This window comes from Streptomyces sp. NPDC045287, from assembly GCF_056432325.1.
The window spans coordinates 142,276-161,101 of record NZ_JBWKJG010000015.1 but is presented as its reverse complement, the minus strand read 5'-3'; the positions used below and the strand labels follow the sequence as shown (position 1 = coordinate 161,101).

Annotated in this window: 20 protein-coding genes; 10 read left to right on the top strand and 10 right to left on the bottom strand. The window is 76.6% G+C overall.

All coding sequences use genetic code 11. From position 1 onward, the window contains the following. Nucleotides 1–275: 275 nt before the first annotated feature. The 3 genes from AC07D6_RS24210 to AC07D6_RS24200 form a co-directional block, all read right to left on the bottom strand. Nucleotides 276–1,196, bottom strand: coding sequence for a hypothetical protein (locus AC07D6_RS24210; protein WP_479047587.1), 921 nt, complete (start codon nt 1,194–1,196; stop codon nt 276–278). Next, on the bottom strand, nt 1,193–1,477 hold the full coding sequence (locus tag AC07D6_RS24205) for a hypothetical protein (RefSeq protein WP_479047585.1): 285 nt from the start codon (nt 1,475–1,477) through the stop codon (nt 1,193–1,195). The genes AC07D6_RS24210 and AC07D6_RS24205 overlap by 4 nt, the downstream gene beginning before the upstream one ends. Before the next feature lie 235 nt (nt 1,478–1,712). Continuing rightward, nucleotides 1,713–2,108 carry a VOC family protein gene (locus AC07D6_RS24200; protein WP_315880288.1) on the bottom strand — a complete coding sequence of 132 codons (396 nt, stop codon included), beginning with the start codon at nt 2,106–2,108 and terminating at the stop codon, nt 1,713–1,715. 203 nt (nt 2,109–2,311) lie between these two features. Between AC07D6_RS24200 and AC07D6_RS24195 the strand changes: the two genes are divergently transcribed. The 3 genes from AC07D6_RS24195 to AC07D6_RS24185 are packed head-to-tail and all read left to right on the top strand — an operon-like array spanning nt 2,312 to nt 4,211. Beyond that, on the top strand, nt 2,312–2,995 hold the full coding sequence (locus tag AC07D6_RS24195) for a HemK2/MTQ2 family protein methyltransferase (protein ID WP_479047583.1): 684 nt from the start codon (nt 2,312–2,314) through the stop codon (nt 2,993–2,995). Continuing rightward, nucleotides 2,979–3,194, top strand: a complete 216-nt coding sequence (locus AC07D6_RS24190; protein WP_315880286.1) for a CDGSH iron-sulfur domain-containing protein — start codon at nt 2,979–2,981, stop codon at nt 3,192–3,194. The genes AC07D6_RS24195 and AC07D6_RS24190 overlap by 17 nt, the downstream gene beginning before the upstream one ends. Nucleotides 3,195–3,197: 3 nt before the next feature. Then, nucleotides 3,198–4,211: an iron-containing redox enzyme family protein gene (locus tag AC07D6_RS24185; RefSeq protein WP_315880285.1), complete on the top strand. Its 1,014-nt coding sequence runs from the start codon at nt 3,198–3,200 to the stop codon at nt 4,209–4,211. A gap of 267 nt (nt 4,212–4,478) precedes the next feature. Here AC07D6_RS24185 and AC07D6_RS24180 read toward each other — a convergent pair whose 3' ends face one another. Continuing rightward, complete coding sequence (locus AC07D6_RS24180) at nt 4,479–4,649, bottom strand: hydrophobic protein (protein ID WP_315880284.1); 171 nt, start codon at nt 4,647–4,649, stop codon at nt 4,479–4,481. Between the two features lie 119 nt (nt 4,650–4,768). Further along, on the bottom strand, nt 4,769–7,183 hold the full coding sequence (locus AC07D6_RS24175; protein ID WP_479047581.1) for an ATP-binding cassette domain-containing protein: 2,415 nt from the start codon (nt 7,181–7,183) through the stop codon (nt 4,769–4,771). Nucleotides 7,184–7,602: 419 nt separating this feature from the next. On the opposite strand from AC07D6_RS24175, the gene AC07D6_RS24170 reads away from it, so the two are divergent. Genes AC07D6_RS24170 through AC07D6_RS24160 form a run of 3 tightly spaced genes read left to right on the top strand, consistent with a single transcriptional unit; the run spans nt 7,603 to nt 11,110 of the window. Then, on the top strand, nt 7,603–8,823 hold the full coding sequence (locus AC07D6_RS24170; protein ID WP_479047578.1) for an FAD-dependent oxidoreductase: 1,221 nt from the start codon (nt 7,603–7,605) through the stop codon (nt 8,821–8,823). Beyond that, on the top strand, nt 8,820–9,554 hold the full coding sequence (locus AC07D6_RS24165; protein ID WP_479047575.1) for a class I SAM-dependent methyltransferase: 735 nt from the start codon (nt 8,820–8,822) through the stop codon (nt 9,552–9,554). Before AC07D6_RS24170 ends, AC07D6_RS24165 begins: the two co-directional genes overlap by 4 nt. Next, on the top strand, nt 9,551–11,110 hold the full coding sequence (locus AC07D6_RS24160; protein WP_479047572.1) for an FAD-dependent oxidoreductase: 1,560 nt from the start codon (nt 9,551–9,553) through the stop codon (nt 11,108–11,110). The genes AC07D6_RS24165 and AC07D6_RS24160 overlap by 4 nt, the downstream gene beginning before the upstream one ends. A gap of 115 nt (nt 11,111–11,225) precedes the next feature. Here the strand turns inward: AC07D6_RS24160 and AC07D6_RS24155 are convergent, their stop codons facing one another. The 4 genes from AC07D6_RS24155 to AC07D6_RS24140 are packed head-to-tail and all read right to left on the bottom strand — an operon-like array spanning nt 11,226 to nt 15,919. Further along, on the bottom strand, nt 11,226–12,230 hold the full coding sequence (locus AC07D6_RS24155; protein ID WP_479047570.1) for a DUF5914 domain-containing protein: 1,005 nt from the start codon (nt 12,228–12,230) through the stop codon (nt 11,226–11,228). Beyond that, the gene (locus AC07D6_RS24150; protein WP_479047567.1) at nt 12,227–13,216 is read right to left on the bottom strand and encodes a phytoene/squalene synthase family protein; all 990 of its coding nucleotides are present in this window, start codon (nt 13,214–13,216) and stop codon (nt 12,227–12,229) included. The genes AC07D6_RS24155 and AC07D6_RS24150 overlap by 4 nt, the downstream gene beginning before the upstream one ends. Then, nucleotides 13,203–14,771: a phytoene desaturase family protein gene (gene crtI, locus AC07D6_RS24145; protein WP_315880277.1), complete on the bottom strand. Its 1,569-nt coding sequence runs from the start codon at nt 14,769–14,771 to the stop codon at nt 13,203–13,205. Before crtI ends, AC07D6_RS24150 begins: the two co-directional genes overlap by 14 nt. Beyond that, nucleotides 14,768–15,919, bottom strand: a complete 1,152-nt coding sequence (locus AC07D6_RS24140) for a polyprenyl synthetase family protein (RefSeq protein WP_479047564.1) — start codon at nt 15,917–15,919, stop codon at nt 14,768–14,770. Before AC07D6_RS24140 ends, crtI begins: the two co-directional genes overlap by 4 nt. Nucleotides 15,920–16,441: 522 nt before the next feature. Between AC07D6_RS24140 and AC07D6_RS24135 the strand changes: the two genes are divergently transcribed. The 4 genes from AC07D6_RS24135 to AC07D6_RS24120 all read left to right on the top strand — a co-directional run bounded on the left by AC07D6_RS24135 (nt 16,442) and on the right by AC07D6_RS24120 (nt 18,403). Then, nucleotides 16,442–17,086 (top strand): tryptophan 2,3-dioxygenase family protein, encoded by a 645-nt coding sequence (locus tag AC07D6_RS24135; protein WP_479047561.1) that lies wholly within the window; start codon nt 16,442–16,444, stop codon nt 17,084–17,086. A 218-nt stretch (nt 17,087–17,304) separates the two neighbouring features. Then, on the top strand, nt 17,305–17,655 hold the full coding sequence (locus AC07D6_RS24130; protein WP_315880274.1) for a PRC-barrel domain containing protein: 351 nt from the start codon (nt 17,305–17,307) through the stop codon (nt 17,653–17,655). Between the two features lie 34 nt (nt 17,656–17,689). Then, a complete protein-coding gene (locus AC07D6_RS24125) occupies nt 17,690–17,839 on the top strand; it encodes a hypothetical protein (protein ID WP_315880273.1) in 150 nt (49 codons plus the stop codon). A gap of 183 nt (nt 17,840–18,022) precedes the next feature. Continuing rightward, nucleotides 18,023–18,403 (top strand): VOC family protein, encoded by a 381-nt coding sequence (locus AC07D6_RS24120; RefSeq protein ID WP_479047558.1) that lies wholly within the window; start codon nt 18,023–18,025, stop codon nt 18,401–18,403. 138 nt (nt 18,404–18,541) lie between these two features. Here AC07D6_RS24120 and AC07D6_RS24115 read toward each other — a convergent pair whose 3' ends face one another. Then, complete coding sequence (locus AC07D6_RS24115) at nt 18,542–18,745, bottom strand: MbtH family protein (protein WP_479047556.1); 204 nt, start codon at nt 18,743–18,745, stop codon at nt 18,542–18,544. Nucleotides 18,746–18,826 lie beyond the last annotated feature (81 nt).

Here is an 18,826-nt window from a genome sequence, read left to right as displayed (position 1 = left end):
GGCAGGGGCGGCGGTCGGCTCCGCGTCGTCCGCGGTGCCGTAGCCGTGGCTCGTGCCCCGTGCCCCGCGCAGGGACCGCCGGGGTGCCGGTGGGCGTCGCTCGTGCCGCTGCCCCGGGCTCGGGGGTCCGTCACCGGGCGCCCGGAGGTGGGGGCGCGCTCCGGGTCAGGCCGGCGCCCTGCCGCCCCTCCGCCACCGGGGCCACCGAGGCCACCGAGGCCGCCGGGACTGCCGGGGCCGCCGGGGCGGGGTCGCGGCCGGTCGCAGCCCCGCCGTCACGGGCCCTCGCGGCGGTCGGGCTCGGTGGTGTCGGGTCCTCCGGCGGCCGGCGGGCGTGCGGGGTGGTACGCGGTGAGGGCGTCGAAGACGAGCGAGGTGTTGTCGGCGCGCAGGCCGATCCCGCCCGCTTCGCGGAGTCGACCGGGCGCGGGGTCCTCCACGTCGATCACGTGGAGGCCGTTCAGGTGGAGGCTGATGTGGACGCCGCCGTCCGCCGTGTCGCGGACCAGCGCGGCGACCCGGTGCCACCGGCCGTACTCCAGGGGGTGCGGCACGGAGGCGAGGGTGGTGTACACGCCCTCGCCCGCCGGATCGTGCGGGGGCGGCGCCTTGCGTTTGACGGCGACCGTCCCGTCGCGGCGGCGGAAGCTGAGCGCGTACAGCTCCTGCGGGCCGTGGTAGCGCAGCCAGAGGTGGGCGCCGTCCCAGTCCCGCGCCGGGGTGCGCGCGGTGGTGACGGGCGGTTCGACCAGGGCGCGCAGGCGCATCCAGGTGTCGGCGAAGTCCCGGCGCCGGGTCGCCAACCGGAAGACGCACGAGCCGGTGCCGGTCGCGGAGTCCGGGCCCGGGGACGTGTCGTCGGGGACACCGGTCCAGCCGAAGGTCCACCGGCCGAACAGCGAACCGCTCGTGACGGTCCAGTCGGGGTGGGTGCGCGACGCCGGGTCGGCGGGGTGGCGGTGGGCGTACTCGTTGGTGACGAGGCCGTCCGTCGGGAAGTCCGCCGTGAACGCGTCCCCGCCGGGCCCGGCGGGGTCGGGCCACGGGCCGTCCCCGGGCGGCACGGGCAGGGGCGTGGCGGCGGCGGGCGCGGCCGTACCGCACGCCGTCGCGGTGAGGGCGGCGGCGAGCACGGCGCGCCTGGCGAGCGGCGCGGTGGCCGCGGGGGGCAGCGACGGTCGTACGCGGCGGGTCATCGGACGGCTCCCGGTCTCCGCGCCGGCCGGGCGGGGCCGGTCGCGGTGGTCGATCGGTCCGGCAGCGGCGCGACCGCGAGCCGGGCGAAGGCGGGCCGGCGCGCGGCGCCCGTGTCGCGCGGGCCGAGGGTGGATCCGCCGCAGGTCTGCCCCGGGGCCGGGGACGCGCCGACCGGTACGGCGGCCTGCTGCCTCCCGTCCACGAAGACGTCGGTCCGGCCCGCGCCGACGACGACGCGCACCCGGTGGACGGCCGCGGGCGCCGGGCGCCGCACGGACACCGGCGACGGGCTGCCGGTCCGCACGGTCAGGGCGGCGCCGCGACCGGCACCGGCGGCTCGGCGGGCGGGAGGGCCGCCTCGGCCCGGCCGAAGGGAACCCCCGCTCTTCGTTCGGTCGTCTCCACGGCGCGGAATATGGCACGAACGGCGGCGGCGCGCCGGGACGCCGTTCCGTACACGCGTGCCGGTGCCCGCCGGTTCACCCGTTCTCCGGAGGCGGGGCGGCGCGCCGCCCTCAGGCGGGAGAGCGGCCCTCCCGCGCCACGAGGGTGAAGGAGTGCCCCGCCGGGTCGGCGTACGTCCGCACGTCACGGGGCCCCGAGTTCTCCCGGGTCTCCACCGGCCGCGCTCCCAGGCCGACCGCCTCCCGCTCCGCCTCGTCCATGTCGGCCTCGGCGACCAGGATGTGGAGGTGCGCCTGCTGCGAGTCGTCCGGGCGCGGCCAGCTCGGCGGCGCGTACCCGTGATCCCGCCGGATCGCCAGGTGGACGCCGTCGTGGCCGACGACCTCCACGAAGTCGGGGTCGGCGCAGCGCCGCACGTCGGCACCGAGCAGGCCGGCGTAGAACTCCGCCAGCGCCTCGGGTTCGGAACAGTCGAGGACCAGGACACTACTCTTCGCTACCGTCATGGCTCCCTTCTGCCCCCTGTCCTCCCCCCACACGCCCCGCAGAGCCGCGCGCCGGGGCGTGCGGGACGCACCGGGGGTCGCCTCCGCGTGGGGCCGTGGCCCCGGCCGTCCCCCCAACGGATGAAAACGGCACCAGCGGGCACCCGAGGATCAAGAAAGCCGGGCGGCACCGGGCCGCCGGCACGACCTTTCGAGGGAGCCGTATGCCGAGTCTGCTGGACACCGGCCGGGTCGGTGGGACACTGCTGCTCACCCCGGGGGTGTACGCGCCGCAGTCCGACACGTTCCTCCTCAGGGACGCCATCGAACGCGAGGAGCTGCCGGCCGGCGCGGAGGTGCTCGACGTGGGCACCGGCAGCGGGGCGCTCGCCCTCGCCGCCGCACGGCGCGGCGCCCGGGTGACCGCGGTCGACCGCTCGTGGCGCGCGGTGATCACGACCCGCTTGCACGCGCTCCTCGCCCGGCAGCGGATCCGCGTCCTCCACGGCGACCTGTTGGCGCCCGCCGCCGGCCGCCGCTTCGACCTGATCGTGTGTAATCCGCCGTACGTCCCCTCCCCGCGGAAGCGGCCACCCCGGCGGGGCGCCGCCGTCGCCTGGGACGCGGGCCCCGACGGCCGGGCGGTGCTCGACCGGGTCTGCGACGGCGCGGCCGACCTGCTGCGCCCCTCGGGCGTCCTGCTGCTGGTGCACTCGGCGCTGAGCGGCGTCACGCCCACCATCGAGCGGCTGGAGCGGGCGGGCCTGGTGGCGGCCGTCGCCCGGCGCAGCACCGTGCCCTTCGGCCCCGTGCTGCGCTCGCGCTCCGACTGGCTGGAGCGCCGGGGCCTGATCGCTCCCGGCCAGGACAAGGAAGAACTGGTGATCATCCGTGCCCACCGGCCCTGAGGAACGCCCGCCCGCCCCGCCCTGCCGCGTCACGGTGACCAAGGAAGGACCCCTGCTGCTCGACGGCCCGGTCGAGGTCGCCCTCGACGACGGGACCGTCGTGCGGTCCGACCGGTTCGCCGTGGCGCTGTGCACCTGCCGCCGCAGCCGCACCTACCCGTGGTGCGACACGAGCCACCGCCGACGTACGAAGAGGTGATCCATGCAGGACCGGACCCCGCGGGCGGACGACGCCCGCGAAGGCGAGCTGCCCCCCGCGCGCGGAGAGGTGTCCGAGGGGGTGCTGGAGTCCCTGCGCGGCCCGGCGGGCGGACCGGTGCCCGGCCCCGGCGCCGTACGGGCCGCCGACCCCCTGGGCGACGATCTCCAGTTGGCCCTCTACGTCTGCTACGAGCTGCACTACCGGGGCTTCCACGGCGTCGACCCGGCCTGGGAGTGGGACCCGGGTCTGCTCGCGCTGCGCCGGGCGATGGAGGGCCGTTTCCTCGACGAGCTGCGCGCCCGGACCGATGACCGGGCCGACGTGTACGACGCGCTCGACGAGCTGCTCGTGGAGCCCGTCGACGGCGACGGCGTCTCGCACTTCCTCCGGGACAAGGGGGAGCTGTGGCACCTGCGGGAGTACGCCGCCCAGCGGTCCCTCTACCACCTCAAGGAGGCCGATCCGCACGCCTGGGTCATCCCCCGGCTGCACGGCAGGGCCAAGGCGGCGTTCGTGGCCGTCGAGTACGACGAGTTCGGAGGGGGTCGCCCCGAACGGGTCCACGCGCGGCTCTTCGCCGACCTGATGACCGACCTGGGGCTCGACACCCGCTACGGGCGGTACCTCGACCACGCCCCCGCCGAGATGCTGGCGAACGTCACCCTCATGTCCCTCCTCGGGCTGCACCGGGCCCTGCGGGGCGCCCTCGTCGGGCACTTCGCCACCGTCGAGGTGACGTCGTCGCCCGGGTCCCGCCGGCTCGCCGAGGCCATGCGCCGCACCGGCGCGGGCCCGGCGGCCGAGCACTTCTACGCTGAGCACGTGACCGCCGACGCGGTGCACGAGCAGATCGTCCGCAGGGACGTCATCGGCGGGCTGCTGTCCGACGAGCCCGCGCTCGCTCCGGACGTGGCCTTCGGGATCGCGGCCACCGTCCTCCTGGAGGACCGTCTCGGGGACCACCTGCTGGGCGCCTGGCGCGAAGGCGCCACGAGTCTGCGAAAGCCGCTGTGAGGAAGCCGCTGCGAGGCGGGGGCGCGGCGCGCCGGTGGCGGCCGTGCCCCCGCCGGGCGCCGGTGGTCCTGGACGCGACCGCCCGCCGCGGCGCCCGCCCGGCCGGGCGGTACCCGCTCCCCCGCTCCGCCGCCACCGGCGCGCGTCGGGCCGTACCGTCGGGTGCGGACGGCGGGTCGCGGGGCGGGGCGGGGCGGCCACAACGCCGCGGCCCCGCCCTCGACGGATTCGAGGGCGGGGCCGTGTCGCAGGGCGTCCAAGGCCCGCCTACCAGCGGTACCAGCGTCCGCGCTTGCCTCCGGTGCCCGCCGAGCGCATGACGAAGCCCAGCAGCCACACCACCAACACGATGACCGCGACCCACCAGAGCGCTTCCAGTGCGAAGCCCGCACCGAACAGGATCAGGACGAGCAGAAGAACGAGTAGCAGGGGAACCATGATTATCAGCCTCCGCTCCCTCGTGTGCCCCGTCAGGACACGCACACACGTCCGTGTGTTCGACCGCGGGCCGCGGGCCGCCGCGCCGGGCGGGAAGAGCGCGCGCGGCGGCCCTCCCGTCACGCCCCGACGTACCGGGCCAGGTACTCGCCGGTCAGGGTGGACCGGTCGGCGACGAGTTCCGCGGGGGTGCCCTGGAAGACGACGCGGCCACCGTCGTGTCCGGCCCCCGGCCCCATGTCGATGATGTGGTCGGCGTGCGCCATGACGGCCAGGTGGTGCTCGATGACCACCACCGAGCGGCCCGAGTCCACGAGCCGGTCCAGGAGCGCCAGGAGGCGGGCGACGTCGGCCAGGTGCAGGCCGGTGGTCGGCTCGTCCAGGGCGTAGACGCCGCCGTCGGACGCCATCCGCACGGCGAGCTTGAGGCGCTGCCGCTCCCCGCCGGACAGGGCGGTCAGGGGCTGGCCCAGCGTGAGGTAGCCGAGGCCGACCTCCCGCAGGCGCACCAGGATCCTGTGCGCGGCCGGGACGCTCGCCGCGCCGTCCCGGGCGAAGAAGTCGGTGGCCTCGGCCACGGGCATGGCCAGCACCTCGGCGATGTTCCTGCCGCCCAGGGTGTGCTTGAGCACCTCCCCCTGGAAGCGGTGGCCCTCGCACTCCTCGCACACGGTCGCCACGCCGGCCATGAGGGCCAGGTCGGTGTAGACGACGCCGGCGCCCTTGCAGGCGGGGCAGGCCCCCGCGGAGTTGGGGCTGAACAGGGCCGCCTTGACCCCGTTGGCCTTGGCGAACGCGGTGCGGATCGGGTCGAGCAGCCCGGTGTAGGTGGCCGGGTTGGAGCGGCGCGAGCCCTTGATGGCCGTCTGGTCGACGACGACCACGCCGTCGGCGCGGGAGACGGCCCCGTGGACCAGGGAGCTCTTGCCCGACCCGGCGACGCCGGTGACCACGGTGAGGACGCCCAGCGGCACGTCGACGTCGACGTGCCGCAGGTTGTTCCGGTCGGCGCCGCGCACCGGCAGCACGCCGGTGGGGGTGCGGACCCGGTCCTTGAGGGCGGCCTTGTAGCCGAGGTGCTCGCCGGTGAGGGTGCCGGAGGCGCGCAGCCCGTCGACGTCGCCCTCGTAGCAGACCCGGCCGCCGGCGGTGCCCGCGGCGGGGCCGAGGTCGACGACGTGGTCGGCGATCAGGATCGTCTCGGGCTTGTGCTCGACCACCAGGACGGTGTTGCCCTTGTCGCGCAGGCGCAGCAGCAGGTCGTTCATGCGGCGGATGTCGTGCGGGTGGAGGCCCACGGTGGGCTCGTCGAACACGTAGGTGACGTCCGTCAGGCTGGAGCCGAGGTGGCGGATCATCTTGACGCGCTGCGCCTCGCCGCCCGACAGCGTCCCGGAGGGGCGGTCCAGCGACAGGTATCCCAGGCCGACCTCCACGAACGAGTCGAGGGTGCGGCGCAGGTTCTCCAGCAGCGGGGCCACCGACGGTTCGTCGAGGTCGCGGACCCAGTCGGCCAGGTCGCTGATCTGCATGGCGCAGCACTCGGCGATGTTCACGCCGCCGATGCGGGAGGCCAGCGCGGCCTCGTTCAGGCGCGCCCCGCCGCACTCGGGGCAGGGGGCGAACGCGACGGCGCGTTCGACGAAGGCGCGCAGGTGCGGTTGCAGGGCGTCCTTGTCTTTGGAGAGGAGGGACTTGCGCACCCGGTGGACCAGTCCCTCGTACGTGAGGGTGGATCCGCCGATCCTGACCTTGGTCTGCTCGCGGTGGAGCAGGTCGTGCAGTTCGGTCTCCGTGTAGTCGCGGATCCTCTTGTCGGGGTCCAGGAAGCCCGAGCCGGTGTACACGCCCACGAGCCAGCCGCCGGGGGTGTAGCCCGGCACCCGGATGGCTCCCCCGGCCAGGCTCCGGTCCCGGTCGACGAGCGCGTCGACGTCGATGTCGGAGACCTGGCCGGTGCCCTCGCAGCCCGGGCAGGCGCCGGCGGGCTGGTTGAAGCTGTAGTGGAACGCGGGTCCCGCGCTCGGCACTCCGAGGCGGGAGAACACGATGCGCAGCATGGCGTGGGCGTCGGTCGCGGTGCCCACGGTGGACCGGGACTGCGGCGTCATGCGCTCCTGGTCGACCACGATGGCCGGGGTCAGCCCCTCCAGGACGTCGATGTCGGGGCGGGCGGCCTGCGGCATGAAGCCCTGGACGAAGGCCGAGTACGTCTCGTTGATCAGCCGCCGGGACTCCGCGGCGATCGTGCCGAAGACCAGGGAGCTCTTGCCCGATCCGGAGACCCCGGTGAACACGGTGAGGCGGCGTTTGGGAAGGGTCACCGAGACGTCGCGCAGGTTGTTCACCCGGGCTCCCAGGACGCGGATCAGGTCGTGGCTGTCGGCGGGGTGCGTCGTCGTGTTCACCGGATGGCCTCCGTTGCGCCGGGGTGGGCCGGGGGTTCGAGGGCGTCGAGGAGCCGCGGCGCGCCGGTCGGGGCGGACGCGGCACGACGGCGGCCCCGGCGGCCGGGACGAACCGGGGACCCACATGATCTGTACAGTGTACGCAGTTTACCGGCTCGAACCGAAACTTTGTGCGATTGAGGGTGCTCGGGTCCCGGCCCGTGATCGCCGGGCCGAGCGGCGGCCGGGGCCCTGCCGGGGCGGGGCGGCGGGGCCCTCGCGGAGGCGCTCACCGCCCTCGGAGCGGCCGTCGCGCGGCGACCGGCCGCCCGGGGGTCGCCCGATGGGGCTACGGCCGTGGCGGCGCCTGGCATCGGCGCCCGCGACGTGGTCCGCTGGACACCGCTCACGGCGTCCGCGGGCGGGCGGCCGAAGCGCGTACGTCAACGGGACCGCGGCAGGGAGCGGGGCATGGACATCGACAGGACGCCCGTGCCGGTCGCCGGCGCGGACGGCACCGGCCCCGGGCCCCGCGGGGGCGCGCCGCCCGCCGAGGGGCACCGCCGGTGAGCGGCGGCCCGGCCGGGCGGAGCGGGGCGGAGACGGACGTCGTGATCGTGGGGGGCGGCGCCTCGGGGCTGAGCCTGGCCCACCACCTGGCCCGGACCGGCCGCACCGCCGTGACCGTGGTGGAGGCGCCAAACGGCCCGCTGCGCCCCGCGGAGCGCACCTGGTGCTACTGGGAGGAGGGGCCGGGCGAGTTCGACGAGGCGGTCGCCGCCTCCTGGACCCGGCTGCGGGTCCACGGCCGGGACGGCGACGCGATCACTGCGGACCCGGCGCCGCTGCGCTACCGGATGCTGCGCTCGACGTCCTTCGAGTCGCTGGTCCACTCCCGTCTGGCCCGCCACCCGCGGGCGCGGGTCCTGCGCGCGACGGCGCACGACGTGCGCGACGGGGCCCACGGGGCCGAGGTCCGCTGCACCGCGCCCGACGGCCGCGGGCTGACCCTGCGGGCCGGGTACGTCTTCGACTCCCGGCCGCCGCGCCGGCTGCCGCCCGCCCGCACGACGCTCCTGCAGCACTTCCGCGGCTGGTTCGTGCGCACCGCCGCCCCGCGTTTCGACCCGTGCGTCGCGGACCTGATGGACTTCCGCGTGCCGCAGCCGCGCCACGGCCTCGCGTTCGGCTACGTGCTGCCCCTCGCCCCCGACCGGGCGCTCGTCGAGTACACGGAGTTCTCCCGCGCCCCGCTCGGCACGGCCGCGTACGAGGCGGCGCTCCGCCACTACACCGGCGAGGTGCTCCGGCTCGGCGCCCTGTCGGTGGAGGCGGCCGAGCAGGGGGTCATCCCCATGACGGACGCGCGTTTCCCCCGCCGTGTCGGGCGGGCCGTGTTCCGCATCGGCGCGGCGGGCGGCGCGACCCGCCCGGCGACCGGCTACACCTTCGCCGCCGTTCAGCGGCAGAGCCGGAGGGTGGCCCGCGCGCTGAGCGAGGGGGGCGAGGTGGTGCCGCCCCCGCACGGCCGTCGGGCCCTCGCCATGGACGCGGTGCTGCTCCGGGCGCTGGACACCGGCCGCGTGGACGGACCGGACTTCTTCACCGGCCTCTTCCGCCGCGTCCCGGCCGAGCGCCTGTTGCGCTTCCTCGACGGGGCCACCTCCCCGTGGGAGGAGTTCGGCATCGGCCTGCGCACCCCGGTCGGCCCCATGCTCCGCACCGCCGCCGAAGTCCCCTTCCTGCGCCGCCGCGCCCCCCACGGAACCGGAGAGAACCCCCCATGACGCTCCTGCGGGACCACGACCTGACCGCCGCCTTCAACCGCGCCGCCCCCGCCTACGACCGCCTGACGGCGGCCAACCCCGGCCACCACGCCGGCCTGCGGCGCTCCGCGCGGCGCCTGCGGCTCCCGGAGCAGGGGGCGGGGCTCCGCCTGCTGGACCTCGGGTGCGGCACCGGCGCCTCGACGCGGGCACTGCTGGAAGCCGCCCCCCGCGCACACGTCACGGCCGTCGACGCGTCGGCCGGCATGCTGCGCCGCGCCCTCGCCAAGCCGTGGCCGGAGAACGTGCGCTTCCGGCACCTGACCGTCGAAGAACTGGCCGCGGGCCGCGCCGGGGAGCCGTACGACGCCGTGTTCGCCGCGTACCTCCTGCGCAACGTCACCGACCCCGACGCCGTCCTCACCGCGGTGCGCGCCCTGCTGCGGCCCGGCGGGCGCCTGGCGGTGCACGAGTACAGCCTCAGCGGGTCCCCGCTCCACCGCGCGCTGTGGACCGCGGTCTGCCGGACGGTGATCGTCCCGGCGGGGACGCTCACCGGGGACCGGGACCTCTACCGCCACCTGTGGCGCAGCGTCCTCGCCTTCGACTCCGCGCCCGCCTTCGCGGCCCGGCTCGCGCGCGCGGGGTTCAGCGACGTGCGCACGCTGCCGGTCGCCGGATGGCAGACCGGGGTGGTGCACACGTTCCTCGCCGAAAGCGGCCGCCGGAGCGGCCGGGAGGACGGCCGGTGAGCGCGGCCCCGCGGCGTTCCGGCGCCGCCCGCCGGGGCCGGGACCGGCGGGCGGAGGTGGTCCTGCCCGCCCCCGGCCGGGAGCGCTTCACCGGCGACCGGCCGAGCGCCGCCGTGGTCGGCGGCGGCATCGCCGGTCTCGCCGCGGCGACGGCGCTCGCCGAACGCGGCGCGCGCGTCACCCTCTACGAGCGGGAGGAGACGCTCGGCGGGCGCGTCAGGGGGTGGCGCACGCGCCTGGCGGACGGCTCGGAGGCGACCATGAGCCGCGGCTTCCACGCCTTCTTCCGCCAGTACTACAACCTGCGCGGCCTGCTCCGGCGGACGGACCCGGGACTGGACCGGCTCGTGCCGCTGCCCGACTACCCGCTGCGGCACCGCCGCGGGCTGACCGACGGGTTCGCGAAGGTGCCCCGCACGCCCCCGTGGAGCGCGCTCGGGTTCGCCGCGCTCAGCCCGACCTTCGGCTGGCGGGACCTCGCGGACATGGCCCCGCGGGCCGCGCTGCCGCTGTTCGACGTGCGCGTGCCCGAGGTGTACCAACGGTTCGACGGGGTGAGCGCCTCCGACTTCCTGCGGCGGGTCCGGTTCCCGGAAGCCGCCCGCCACCTGGCGTTCGAGGTCTTCTCCCGCAGCTTCTTCGCCGACCCGCGCCACCTGTCGGCCGCCGAGCTGATGGTGATGTTCCACATCTACTTCCTCGGCTCCTCCGAGGGCCTGCTGTTCGACGTGGTGCGCGAGCCCTACCCGCAGGCGCTGTGGGAGCCCCTGGGCGGGTACCTGGAGGGGCTCGGGGCCGACGTGCGCGCCGGGACGCCGGTGCGCGGCGTCCGCCCGGACGGCGAGGACCTGCTGGTGGAGACGGACGGGGGGCGCGACCGGCACCAGGCGGTGGTGCTCGCGCTGGACGCCGGCGGGCTGCGCGCCCTCGTGGCGGCGTCCCCGGGGCTCGGCGGCGCCGCGTGGCGCGACGACGTGGCGTCCCTGCGCGACGCGCCGCCGTTCCTCGTGTCGCGGCTGTGGCTGGACCGGCCGGTGCGCCGGGACAGGCCCGGGTTCCTCGGCACCAGCGGCTACGGCGGCCTGGACAACGTCAGCGTCCTGGAGCGCTGGGAGGGCGAGGCGGCGCGCTGGGCCGCGCGCACCGGCGGGTCGGTGGTGGAACTGCACGCGTACGCCGTCGACCCCGGCGCCGAGCCGGAGGAGGTGCGGGACCGGCTCGTCGACCGGCTGCACGAGGTCTACCCCGAGACGCGTGACGCGCGGGCCGTCGACGCGCGGCACGAGTGGCGGGCGGACTGCCCGATGTTCCCCGTCGGGACCCACCACCGGCGCCCGGCGGTCCGCACGGGGCACCCGCGTGTCGTCACGGCCGGTGACGCGGTCCGCTGCGACCTGCCGGTCGCCCTGATGGAGCGCGCCGCGACCACGGGTTTCCTCGCCGCCAACGCGCTCCTGGCCGGCTGGGGCGTACGGGGGCAGGTCCTGTGGACCGTCCCGCGCGCGGGACGGTCCGCCGCGCTGCGGGCCCTCGCCGCCCTGGCGGGGAGCGGCTGACCGCGGGCGGCGCCGGGCCGCGTACGGGCGTCCCCCGGCCGCGGCGGGGCGGGCCGGCCGAGGAGCCGTGGGGACGGCCGGGGCGACGGGGCGGGCGGCCGGGATCGGCGGGCGGTCAGCCGGGGAAGCGGCCGCTGCCGCGCAGTTCCCAGCGCCGCTCGGCGTAGGCCAGGTCGTCGCGCCACAACCGGCCGGCCGCCCGGCGCACCAGGGGACGCAGCAGCGGGGCGGCGGCCCGCGCCAGCGCGAAGCCGCGCCGGTCGGAGGAGGCGACGACCGCCTCCACGACGGCGGTCCGCGGGCGGGGCGACGCCGGAGCGGTGAGCGGGGTGGCGTGCGTCTCCACCACCGAGCCCGCCCCCTCCCCCTCGGTGACGCGCATGACGACCGTGCGCGGCCCGGGTGCGGTGAACTCGGCGCGCACGGGGACGACGAGCCGTCCCGCCACGCGGAACGACACCTCCACCGCGAACGCGTCCCGCGCCTCCCCCCGCGGCGCCTCCACGACGCGCAGGTCGACGAAGGAGTACGGGTGGAACCACGCACCGTGCCACGGGTCCAGCCGGTTGGCGACCACGTCCTCCGGTTCGCACCGCCCCACCGCCGTGAACACGGCGTCCACCGCACCGCCGGGCCCCGGGCGCGCCGGGACCGCGGGGCGCTCCAGCGGCTCCTCCCCGCCCGCCCCGTCGAGGCGCACCCACACCAGCACCCCGTCGTCGTGGACGGGGAACGGCTCCCACCCGGCGAAGGGCCGGCCGTCCAGGGCCAGTCCGTGCCAGTGGCAGCGCAGCGTCCCGCAGACGACCCGGCTGTCGCGCAGCGGGGCGCCCAGGTGCGGGCAGGCCCCCGGCCCCGCCCGCAGCGCGCCCGATCCGCCCCGCCACAGGACGACCTCCGTCCCGGCGACCGTCCGCCCGTACGGGCGGCCGTCCGCGATGTCCCGCGAGGCGCCGACGACGAACCAGTTGCCCGACGGCCTCGCGGCGGCCCGTTCGAGCGCGTCGGCGATCAGGGCCGGCCCCGCCTCCCGCCACGTGGGCCGCTGATCCTCCCAGCGCGGACCCCGGCGGATCCTCAGCGGAGGGGTCCAGCCGGTCCTGCCGGTGGCTTCGCTCATCGGGCGCACCGCTCCCGTTCCGCCGGGGCGGGCGCCACCGGGGGCGGCGGCGCCGTCCGGGCGCGCACCCGGGCGCCCAGGACGTGCGCGAGGCCCACCGCGGCGGTGGCGGCCCGGCGCCGGCGCGGCACCACCGAACGGCGGTGCAACACGGCGTAGTCGTCGGCGGCGATCGCGTCGAGGATGCCGCCGTAGAGGATGCGGGCCGTGCGGATGCAGGGCCGCGCGCGGGGGTCGAGGAGGGCGATGCCCGGCTCCGCCTCCCGGTACACGCCCCGGGTGAGGTGCTCCGCGGCGACGAGCGCGGCGCGGATGCGGGGGTCGCGGCGCCCGGTGCGCCGGCTCCACTCCAGCAGGGGGCGGTCCACGCCGTGGGCGGCGAGCAGGTCCGCCGGGAGGTAGACCCGGCCGCGGTCCAGGTCCTCCCCCACGTCCCGGAGGAAGTTGGTGAGCTGGAACGCCACGCCGAGGGCCGCCGCGTGGGGGGCCGCCTCCTCGCGGGGCGCGACCGTGCCGAGCACCGGCAGCATCTGCAGCCCGATCACGGCCGCCGAACCGTGCGTGTACGCGCGCAGGTCCGCGTACGTCGGGTAGTCCGTGACGCTCAGGTCGCTGCGCATGGAGGCCATGAAGTCGGCGAACAGCCGGTGGTCGATCCCGTACCGGTCGGCGGTGTCCGCCACCGCCCGCACCACGGGCCCGCCGCCGGCTCCGCGCAGCCCGTCCGCGAGGTCGTCCTCCAGGGCGCGCAGCAGCCGGTCGCGTTCCGGGGGCGTCCACCGGCGGGTCAGGTCGTCGACGATGTCGTCCGCCCAGCGGGCGAACCCGTAGAGGGCGTGCACGGCGGGCCGGCGCTCGACGGGGAGCAGCCGGGTGGCGAGGAAGTACGTCCTGCCGTGCCGGGCGTTGAGCTGCCGGCACCGCGCGTACGCCGCGCGCAGGCGGGGGTCGGTGATCCCCGCGGCGTCCAGTTCACGGCGGGTCATCGGCGCTGCCTTTCCGGGAGGGCGCGACGGTACGGGCGGACGGGCCGGCCGTGGCCGGCCGCCGGCCGCGGCGGGGGGCGCCGGTGATCCGGGCGGCGGCGAGCTTGCCGCTGACGAGGACCGTGGGGACCCCCACGCCGGGGGTCGTCCCGCATCCGGCGAGGACGACGTTGTCCCAGCCGCGCACGAGGTTGCGCGGCCGGAACGGGCCCGTCTGCGCGAAGGTGTGGGACACGGAGAACGGGGTGCCCGCCGCGTGGCCCTGCGCCGTCCAGTCGCGGGGGGTGACGAGCAGTTCCCGGTCGACGGAGGCGTCGAACCCGTCCAGTCCCCGGCGTTCGAGTTCGGCCACCAGGCTGTCCCGGTAGCGGGGGCCGAGGTCGTGCCACGACGCGGACGGCGGGCCGGTCGTGGTGTTGGGGCAGGGGGCCAGGACGTAGTGGAGGTGGCGTCCCTCGGGGGCGAGGGACGGGTCGTGCGTCGTGGGCCGGGTGATCAGCAGCGACGGGTCGCTCATCAGTCTCCCCCGCCGCGTCAGTTCGTCGAAGGTGTCCTCCCAGGCCGCGCCGAAGGAGATCGTGTGGTGGGCGAGCTCCGGCCACGTGCGGCGGGTGCCGGCGTGGAGGACGACGGCGGACGGGGAGTGCCGCAACCGCACCGGCCGCCGGGGCGCCCGCCCCAGCAGGCGGTGGGCGACGGGCAGGTCCGGGGTGAGCACGACCGCGTCGCAGGCGATCCGCTCCCCCGTCGACAGGTGGACCGCGCGGGCCCGGCCCGCTCCGCGCTCCAGCCGCGTCACCTCCGCCGACCAGTGGAACCGCGCCCCCGCCCCGCCCGCCGCGTCCGCCATGGCCCGCGGGAGGGCGTGCACGCCGCCGCGCGGGAAGTACACGCCCGCCACGGTGTCCATGTAGGCGATGACCGCGTACGCGGCGAGCGCCCGGGCGGGGGCCACCCCCGCGTACAGGGACTGGAACGAGAAGACCCGCCGGAGGCGCGCGTCCGACAGGAACGCGCCGATGCGCGGCGCCAGCCGCCCGAAGCCGCCCAGCGCCGCGAGCCGGGCGAGGTCCGGGTGGAGCAGTTGGAACGGGGAGTCGAAGTTCGTGTCGATGAACCGGCCCATCTGCACCTGGTACAGGCGTTCCAGCCAGTTCCTGAGCCTGCGGTACCCCGCGGCCTCGGCGGGCCCGGCGAACCGCCGGACCTCCGCCTCCATGGCGTCGGCGTCGGTGTGGACGTCGAGGGTCGAGCCGTCCGCGAAGCACGCCCGGTACGCCGGGTGCAGCGCCACCAGCTCCAGCCGCCGGTACAGGCTGTCGCCGACGGCGGCGAACGCCTCGTCGGCCAGTTCCGGCATGGTGAGCACGGTGGGGCCGGTGTCCACGCGGTACCCGCCGAGGTCCCGTCTGCCCGCCCGGCCGCCCGGCCCGGCCTCCCGCTCGACGACGGTCACCCGCCGGCCCGCGCCGAGCAGGTGGAGGGCGGCGGCGAGGCCGGAGAGCCCCGCGCCGACCACGACGACGTGGCCGACCGGTCCGGGCACGGTCCTCACGCGTCCTCCCCGGCACGGTCCGGCGCGGTGCCGGCCGCCATCTCCACCGAGGCGGCGAACTCCTCCCGGGCGGCGCGGTCCGCGCCGGTCGCCGCGAAGTGGCGGACGCTCATGGCCGCGAGGTCCCCGATCTTCGCCTCGACGGCGGCGCGCGCGCCCGTCCGCTCCATCACGGCGCGCATCCGGGCGACCTCCTCGTCCGTGACGACCGGCCCCTCGGGCCGCAGGGCCTCGACCGCCTCCTCGTCACCGGCCTCCTCCGCCAGGGAGGAGGCGACGGCGAAGAGGTAGGTGAGCCTGCGGCCGCGCAGGTCCTCACCGGCCGGTTTGCCCGTCACCGCCGACTCCCCGAAGGCCCCGAGCAGGTCGTCGCGGAGCTGGAAGGCCAGCCCCGCGCACCGCCCGGCGGAGTGGAGCGCGTCCAGGACGGCCGCGTCGGCCCCGGCGAGGACCGCCCCCAGGGCGAGGGGCCGTTCGACGGTGTACAGCGCGCTCTTGAGCGCGGCGATGGTGACGGCCTCGTCCACGCCGGACGCGCCGGTCGCCTGGGCGTGGACGTCGCGGTACTGTCCCGCGACCATCTCGCCGCGCATGGCCCGCCACTCGGCCAGGAGCGGTGCCGCGTGGGGCGTGCCGAACGCCGTCTCGGCGAGCAGGTCGTCCGCCCACACCAGGGCCAGGTCGCCGGCGAGGACGGCGGCGGCGGTCGAGAAGCGCTCCGGGGCGCCCCTCATGCGGGCCGTGCCGTGCATGCGGGCGAAGTCCGCCTGCACGGACGGCGCCCCGCGGCGCATCGGCGACTCGTCCATGACGTCGTCGTGCACGAGGGCGCACGCCTGGAGGAGTTCGAGGGCCGCGCCGACCCTCAGCACGGTCCCCGGGTCGCCGGTCCCGCCGGCCGCGCGCCAGCCGCACCACACGAAGGCCGCGCGCAGGCGCTTCCCGCGGCGCCGGGTGAAGGCGGCGACGCGGTCCGCGACGTCCCGGGCGTACACCCGGTCCACCTCGCGCGCCTCGTGCAGCCGGGCGTCGAGGTGCTCGGCGAGGACCGCCTCGACGGCCGCGGTGGCGTCGCGCGCCGTGCGCGGCGTGCCGCCCCGCCCGGCCCGGCCGTCGCCGCGGGCCCTGGTCGTGCGCGTACCGGGCATGCGCGTTCCCTTCGGTCTTCCGCCCCCCGTCGTCCGTGCTTCCGTCCCGGGCCCCGGCACGGATGCGCTCATTCCTGCCCCGTACGGCACCCTGTCGAGGGCCGGCTCACCGGTACGGCCCACAGGGGAGGCGCCCGGGCGGCCCACCGCGGGCCTTCCGGTCGGGCGAACGGGTCCCGGTCGCCGCCGCCCTCCTGGGGCGGGGGTCTCCTCCCCGCACTCCGACGGGACCGCCTCGGCGCCCCGCCCGGCCGGGGGAGGGCGGCCGGCTTCCGGGACCCGGTCGCCGTCGGGACCGAGTCGCCGCCGGCCGGAGCCGCGCCTAGCATGGGAAGCGGCTCCGCGTGCCGCCGTCCGGGTCTCCTCCCCTCCGGACGACGAGGCGCCCGGGCCACGGCCCGGCCCCTGCGGGGGACGCCCGCCGGACGGTTCCGCAGGAGGGCCGCCGAGCGGCCCGGACGCCGGGCCGGGGAAGGCGCACCGCGCCGGCCCGCACCCAGCGCCTACGGGAGCGGAAGGCACATGGGCACTGAATACGGTCGCTACCTGCGGCTCGACCGGCTGCTGGAACTGCAGCAGCCGGTGACCGGCCCCGAGTTCGCCCGCAGGCGCAGCAGCGAGCACTTCTTCATCGTGGTGCACCAGGCTTCCGAACTGCTCCTGAAGCAGCTCCTGGCGGACACCCACGCCGCGATCGAGGGGCTGCGGAGTCCGCGGGTCGACTGGCCGCGGGTCCACGAGGACCTGGAACGCGCCGACGCCCTGGTGGCGGCGTTGAGGGACCTCCTCCGGCTGTTCGACCACCTTCCCGTGGAGGAGTTCGCGGCTTTCCGTCCGGGGCTGGGAGGCGCCAGCGCCGCCCAGTCGCACCAGTTCTCCTCCTTCCTCTCCCTGATGGGGATCGACGGACGTCCCAGTCCGCTCACCGCGGCCCTGCGCTCCGCCGTGCGGCGGGAGGGGGCCGCCTCGGACGGCTCCGAGCGTGTCGTGCGGAGCCTGGGCGCGTTGGCGTCGACCGTGGAGGAGTGGCAGCGCGGGCACATCCGCGTCGCGGAGCGGTTCATCGCGGACGCGCCCGGGACCGGTGGAACAACCGGTGTGGCCTGGTTGCGGGGACGGCAGCGTCCCGCCCTCCCGGATCTGCCCCGGTCCTCCCCCTCGCCCTGACCCGGCCTTTGCCCACGGCGCTGACGAGGGGTCAGGACCGGGTGCGGGAAGGGGAGGGCGGAGCGGAAGCGCAAACCCGCGTGCGGAGCCGCCACCGCGGTGGAACGGCTTGGCGGAGGGGTTGCCGGTGGCCGTGCCGGGCAGGTATGGACACCGGTCCGCGGGGCAGACGGGTTTCACACATCGACCCCTCAGCGGGGTGTGAGGAGGAGTGTGACGTGCACACGGACATCTGGGCCTGCCCCGAGGCGGCGAACTACGTGCCCGGCACCGACCTGACCGGGTACAAGGTCGAGGCGACGGACGGCACCGTCGGCAAGGTCGACAAGCACTCGGCCGAGGTCGGCGCGTGCTACCTCGTCGTGGACACGGGGCCGTGGATCTTCGGCAAGCAGGTCCTCCTCCCCGCCGGGATCATCACCTCCGTGGACAGCGAGCAGCGGCTGGTCCACGTCTCCCGCGCCAAGGAGGAGATCAAGAACGCTCCGGAGTACGTTCCGGACAAGCACGACCACGACGGTGGACACCGCATGGAGTTCGCCGACTACTACCTGGCGTTCTTCCGCTGAGCGTCCGTTCCCGTCCGTACGAAGAGGAGAGGTCATGTCCGGTCTGATGAATCGGCTCAAGGAGTTCGGCCGCAGCCCGCAGGGGCGGAAGCTGACGGACCAGGCGCGGCGGGCCGCCGCCGACCCGCGCAAGCGGGAGCAGGCCCGCCGGCTGCTCGGCAAGCTGCGCGGCGGCCGCCACTGAGAGCGACGGCCCACGGCCCTCACCCGCACGGACGGCGGCGTCCGTGCGGGTGATCCCGTCTTCGGGCCCCCGACGGTTTCCCTACGTCTTTCGGGACCCCCGATCTGGTCCTCGTGCCCGATCCCCCGTGCCGGCCCCCCGGCATAGCGTGGAGGCACCCGACGAGGTCAAGGAGGGAACACCGTGCCCGCACGTCTCGACCACACCATCGTCCGCAGCCGGGACCGCTTCGCCGGCGCCCGCTTCCTGACCGGGCTGCTGGCCGCACCGGACCCCGAGCCGTTCGGTCCCTTCGCCAGTGTTCCGCTCGACGGCGGAGTCACCCTCGACTACCTCGACGACTCCGGCGCGATCGTCCCCCAGCACCTGGCCTTCCTCGTCTCCGAGGACGAGTTCGACGAGATCCTCGCCCGCGTCAAGGAGCGGAACCTGCCGTACTGGGCCGACCCGCACCACCGGCAGCCCCAGCGGATCAACCACGAACACCAAGGCCGCGGCGTGTACGTCGAGGACCCCGACGGCCACTCGATCGAGTTCCTCACGCACACGTACGTCACCGACTGAGGGGCCGCGCGGCGGCCGGCCGAGCCGTCCGGTGCGCCCCGCGGGCGGGCCCGCCGCGCGCGGACCCGCGACAGCGCCCCCGTACCCGGCCGGGTACGGGGGCGCTGTCGCGGGCGTGGACGCCGGCCGCCTGCGGGGTCAGGCGCCCGCGGACGCCAGGTGGCGGCGGAGGCTCAGCGGGCGCATGTCCGTCCAGACGCGGCCGATGTGGTCCAGGCACTCCTGACGCGATCCGGTCGTGCCCTCGGCGTGCCAGCCGGCGGGCAGCGGGCGGTCCGCCCTCCAGATGGAGTACTGCTCCTCGTCGTTGAGCACGACCCGGTACTCCTCGCTGTCGCTCATCTCGCTCGGTCCTCCTCGGCTCGGTCGGTCGACGGACCCCAGCGTGGTGCCGGCGGCGGCCGGCCGACAGGGACAAACGCG

Excerpts from the sequence above, each read along its gene's own strand:
- AC07D6_RS24210 (WP_479047587.1), bottom strand. The coding sequence starts at position 1,196 with ATGACCCGCCGCGTACGACCGTCGCTGCCCCCCGCGGCCACCGCGCCG.
- AC07D6_RS24200 (WP_315880288.1), bottom strand. The coding sequence starts at position 2,108 with ATGACGGTAGCGAAGAGTAGTGTCCTGGTCCTCGACTGTTCCGAACCC.
- AC07D6_RS24195 (WP_479047583.1), top strand. The coding sequence starts at position 2,312 with ATGCCGAGTCTGCTGGACACCGGCCGGGTCGGTGGGACACTGCTGCTC.
- AC07D6_RS24185 (WP_315880285.1), top strand. The coding sequence starts at position 3,198 with ATGCAGGACCGGACCCCGCGGGCGGACGACGCCCGCGAAGGCGAGCTG.
- AC07D6_RS24180 (WP_315880284.1), bottom strand. The coding sequence starts at position 4,649 with ATGGTTCCCCTGCTACTCGTTCTTCTGCTCGTCCTGATCCTGTTCGGT.
- AC07D6_RS24175 (WP_479047581.1), bottom strand. The coding sequence starts at position 7,183 with ATGTGGGTCCCCGGTTCGTCCCGGCCGCCGGGGCCGCCGTCGTGCCGC.
- AC07D6_RS24165 (WP_479047575.1), top strand. The coding sequence starts at position 8,820 with ATGACGCTCCTGCGGGACCACGACCTGACCGCCGCCTTCAACCGCGCC.
- AC07D6_RS24155 (WP_479047570.1), bottom strand. The coding sequence starts at position 12,230 with ATGAGCGAAGCCACCGGCAGGACCGGCTGGACCCCTCCGCTGAGGATC.
- AC07D6_RS24150 (WP_479047567.1), bottom strand. The coding sequence starts at position 13,216 with ATGACCCGCCGTGAACTGGACGCCGCGGGGATCACCGACCCCCGCCTG.
- AC07D6_RS24140 (WP_479047564.1), bottom strand. The coding sequence starts at position 15,919 with ATGCCCGGTACGCGCACGACCAGGGCCCGCGGCGACGGCCGGGCCGGG.
- AC07D6_RS24135 (WP_479047561.1), top strand. The coding sequence starts at position 16,442 with ATGGGCACTGAATACGGTCGCTACCTGCGGCTCGACCGGCTGCTGGAA.
- AC07D6_RS24125 (WP_315880273.1), top strand. The coding sequence starts at position 17,690 with ATGTCCGGTCTGATGAATCGGCTCAAGGAGTTCGGCCGCAGCCCGCAG.
- AC07D6_RS24115 (WP_479047556.1), bottom strand. The coding sequence starts at position 18,745 with ATGAGCGACAGCGAGGAGTACCGGGTCGTGCTCAACGACGAGGAGCAG.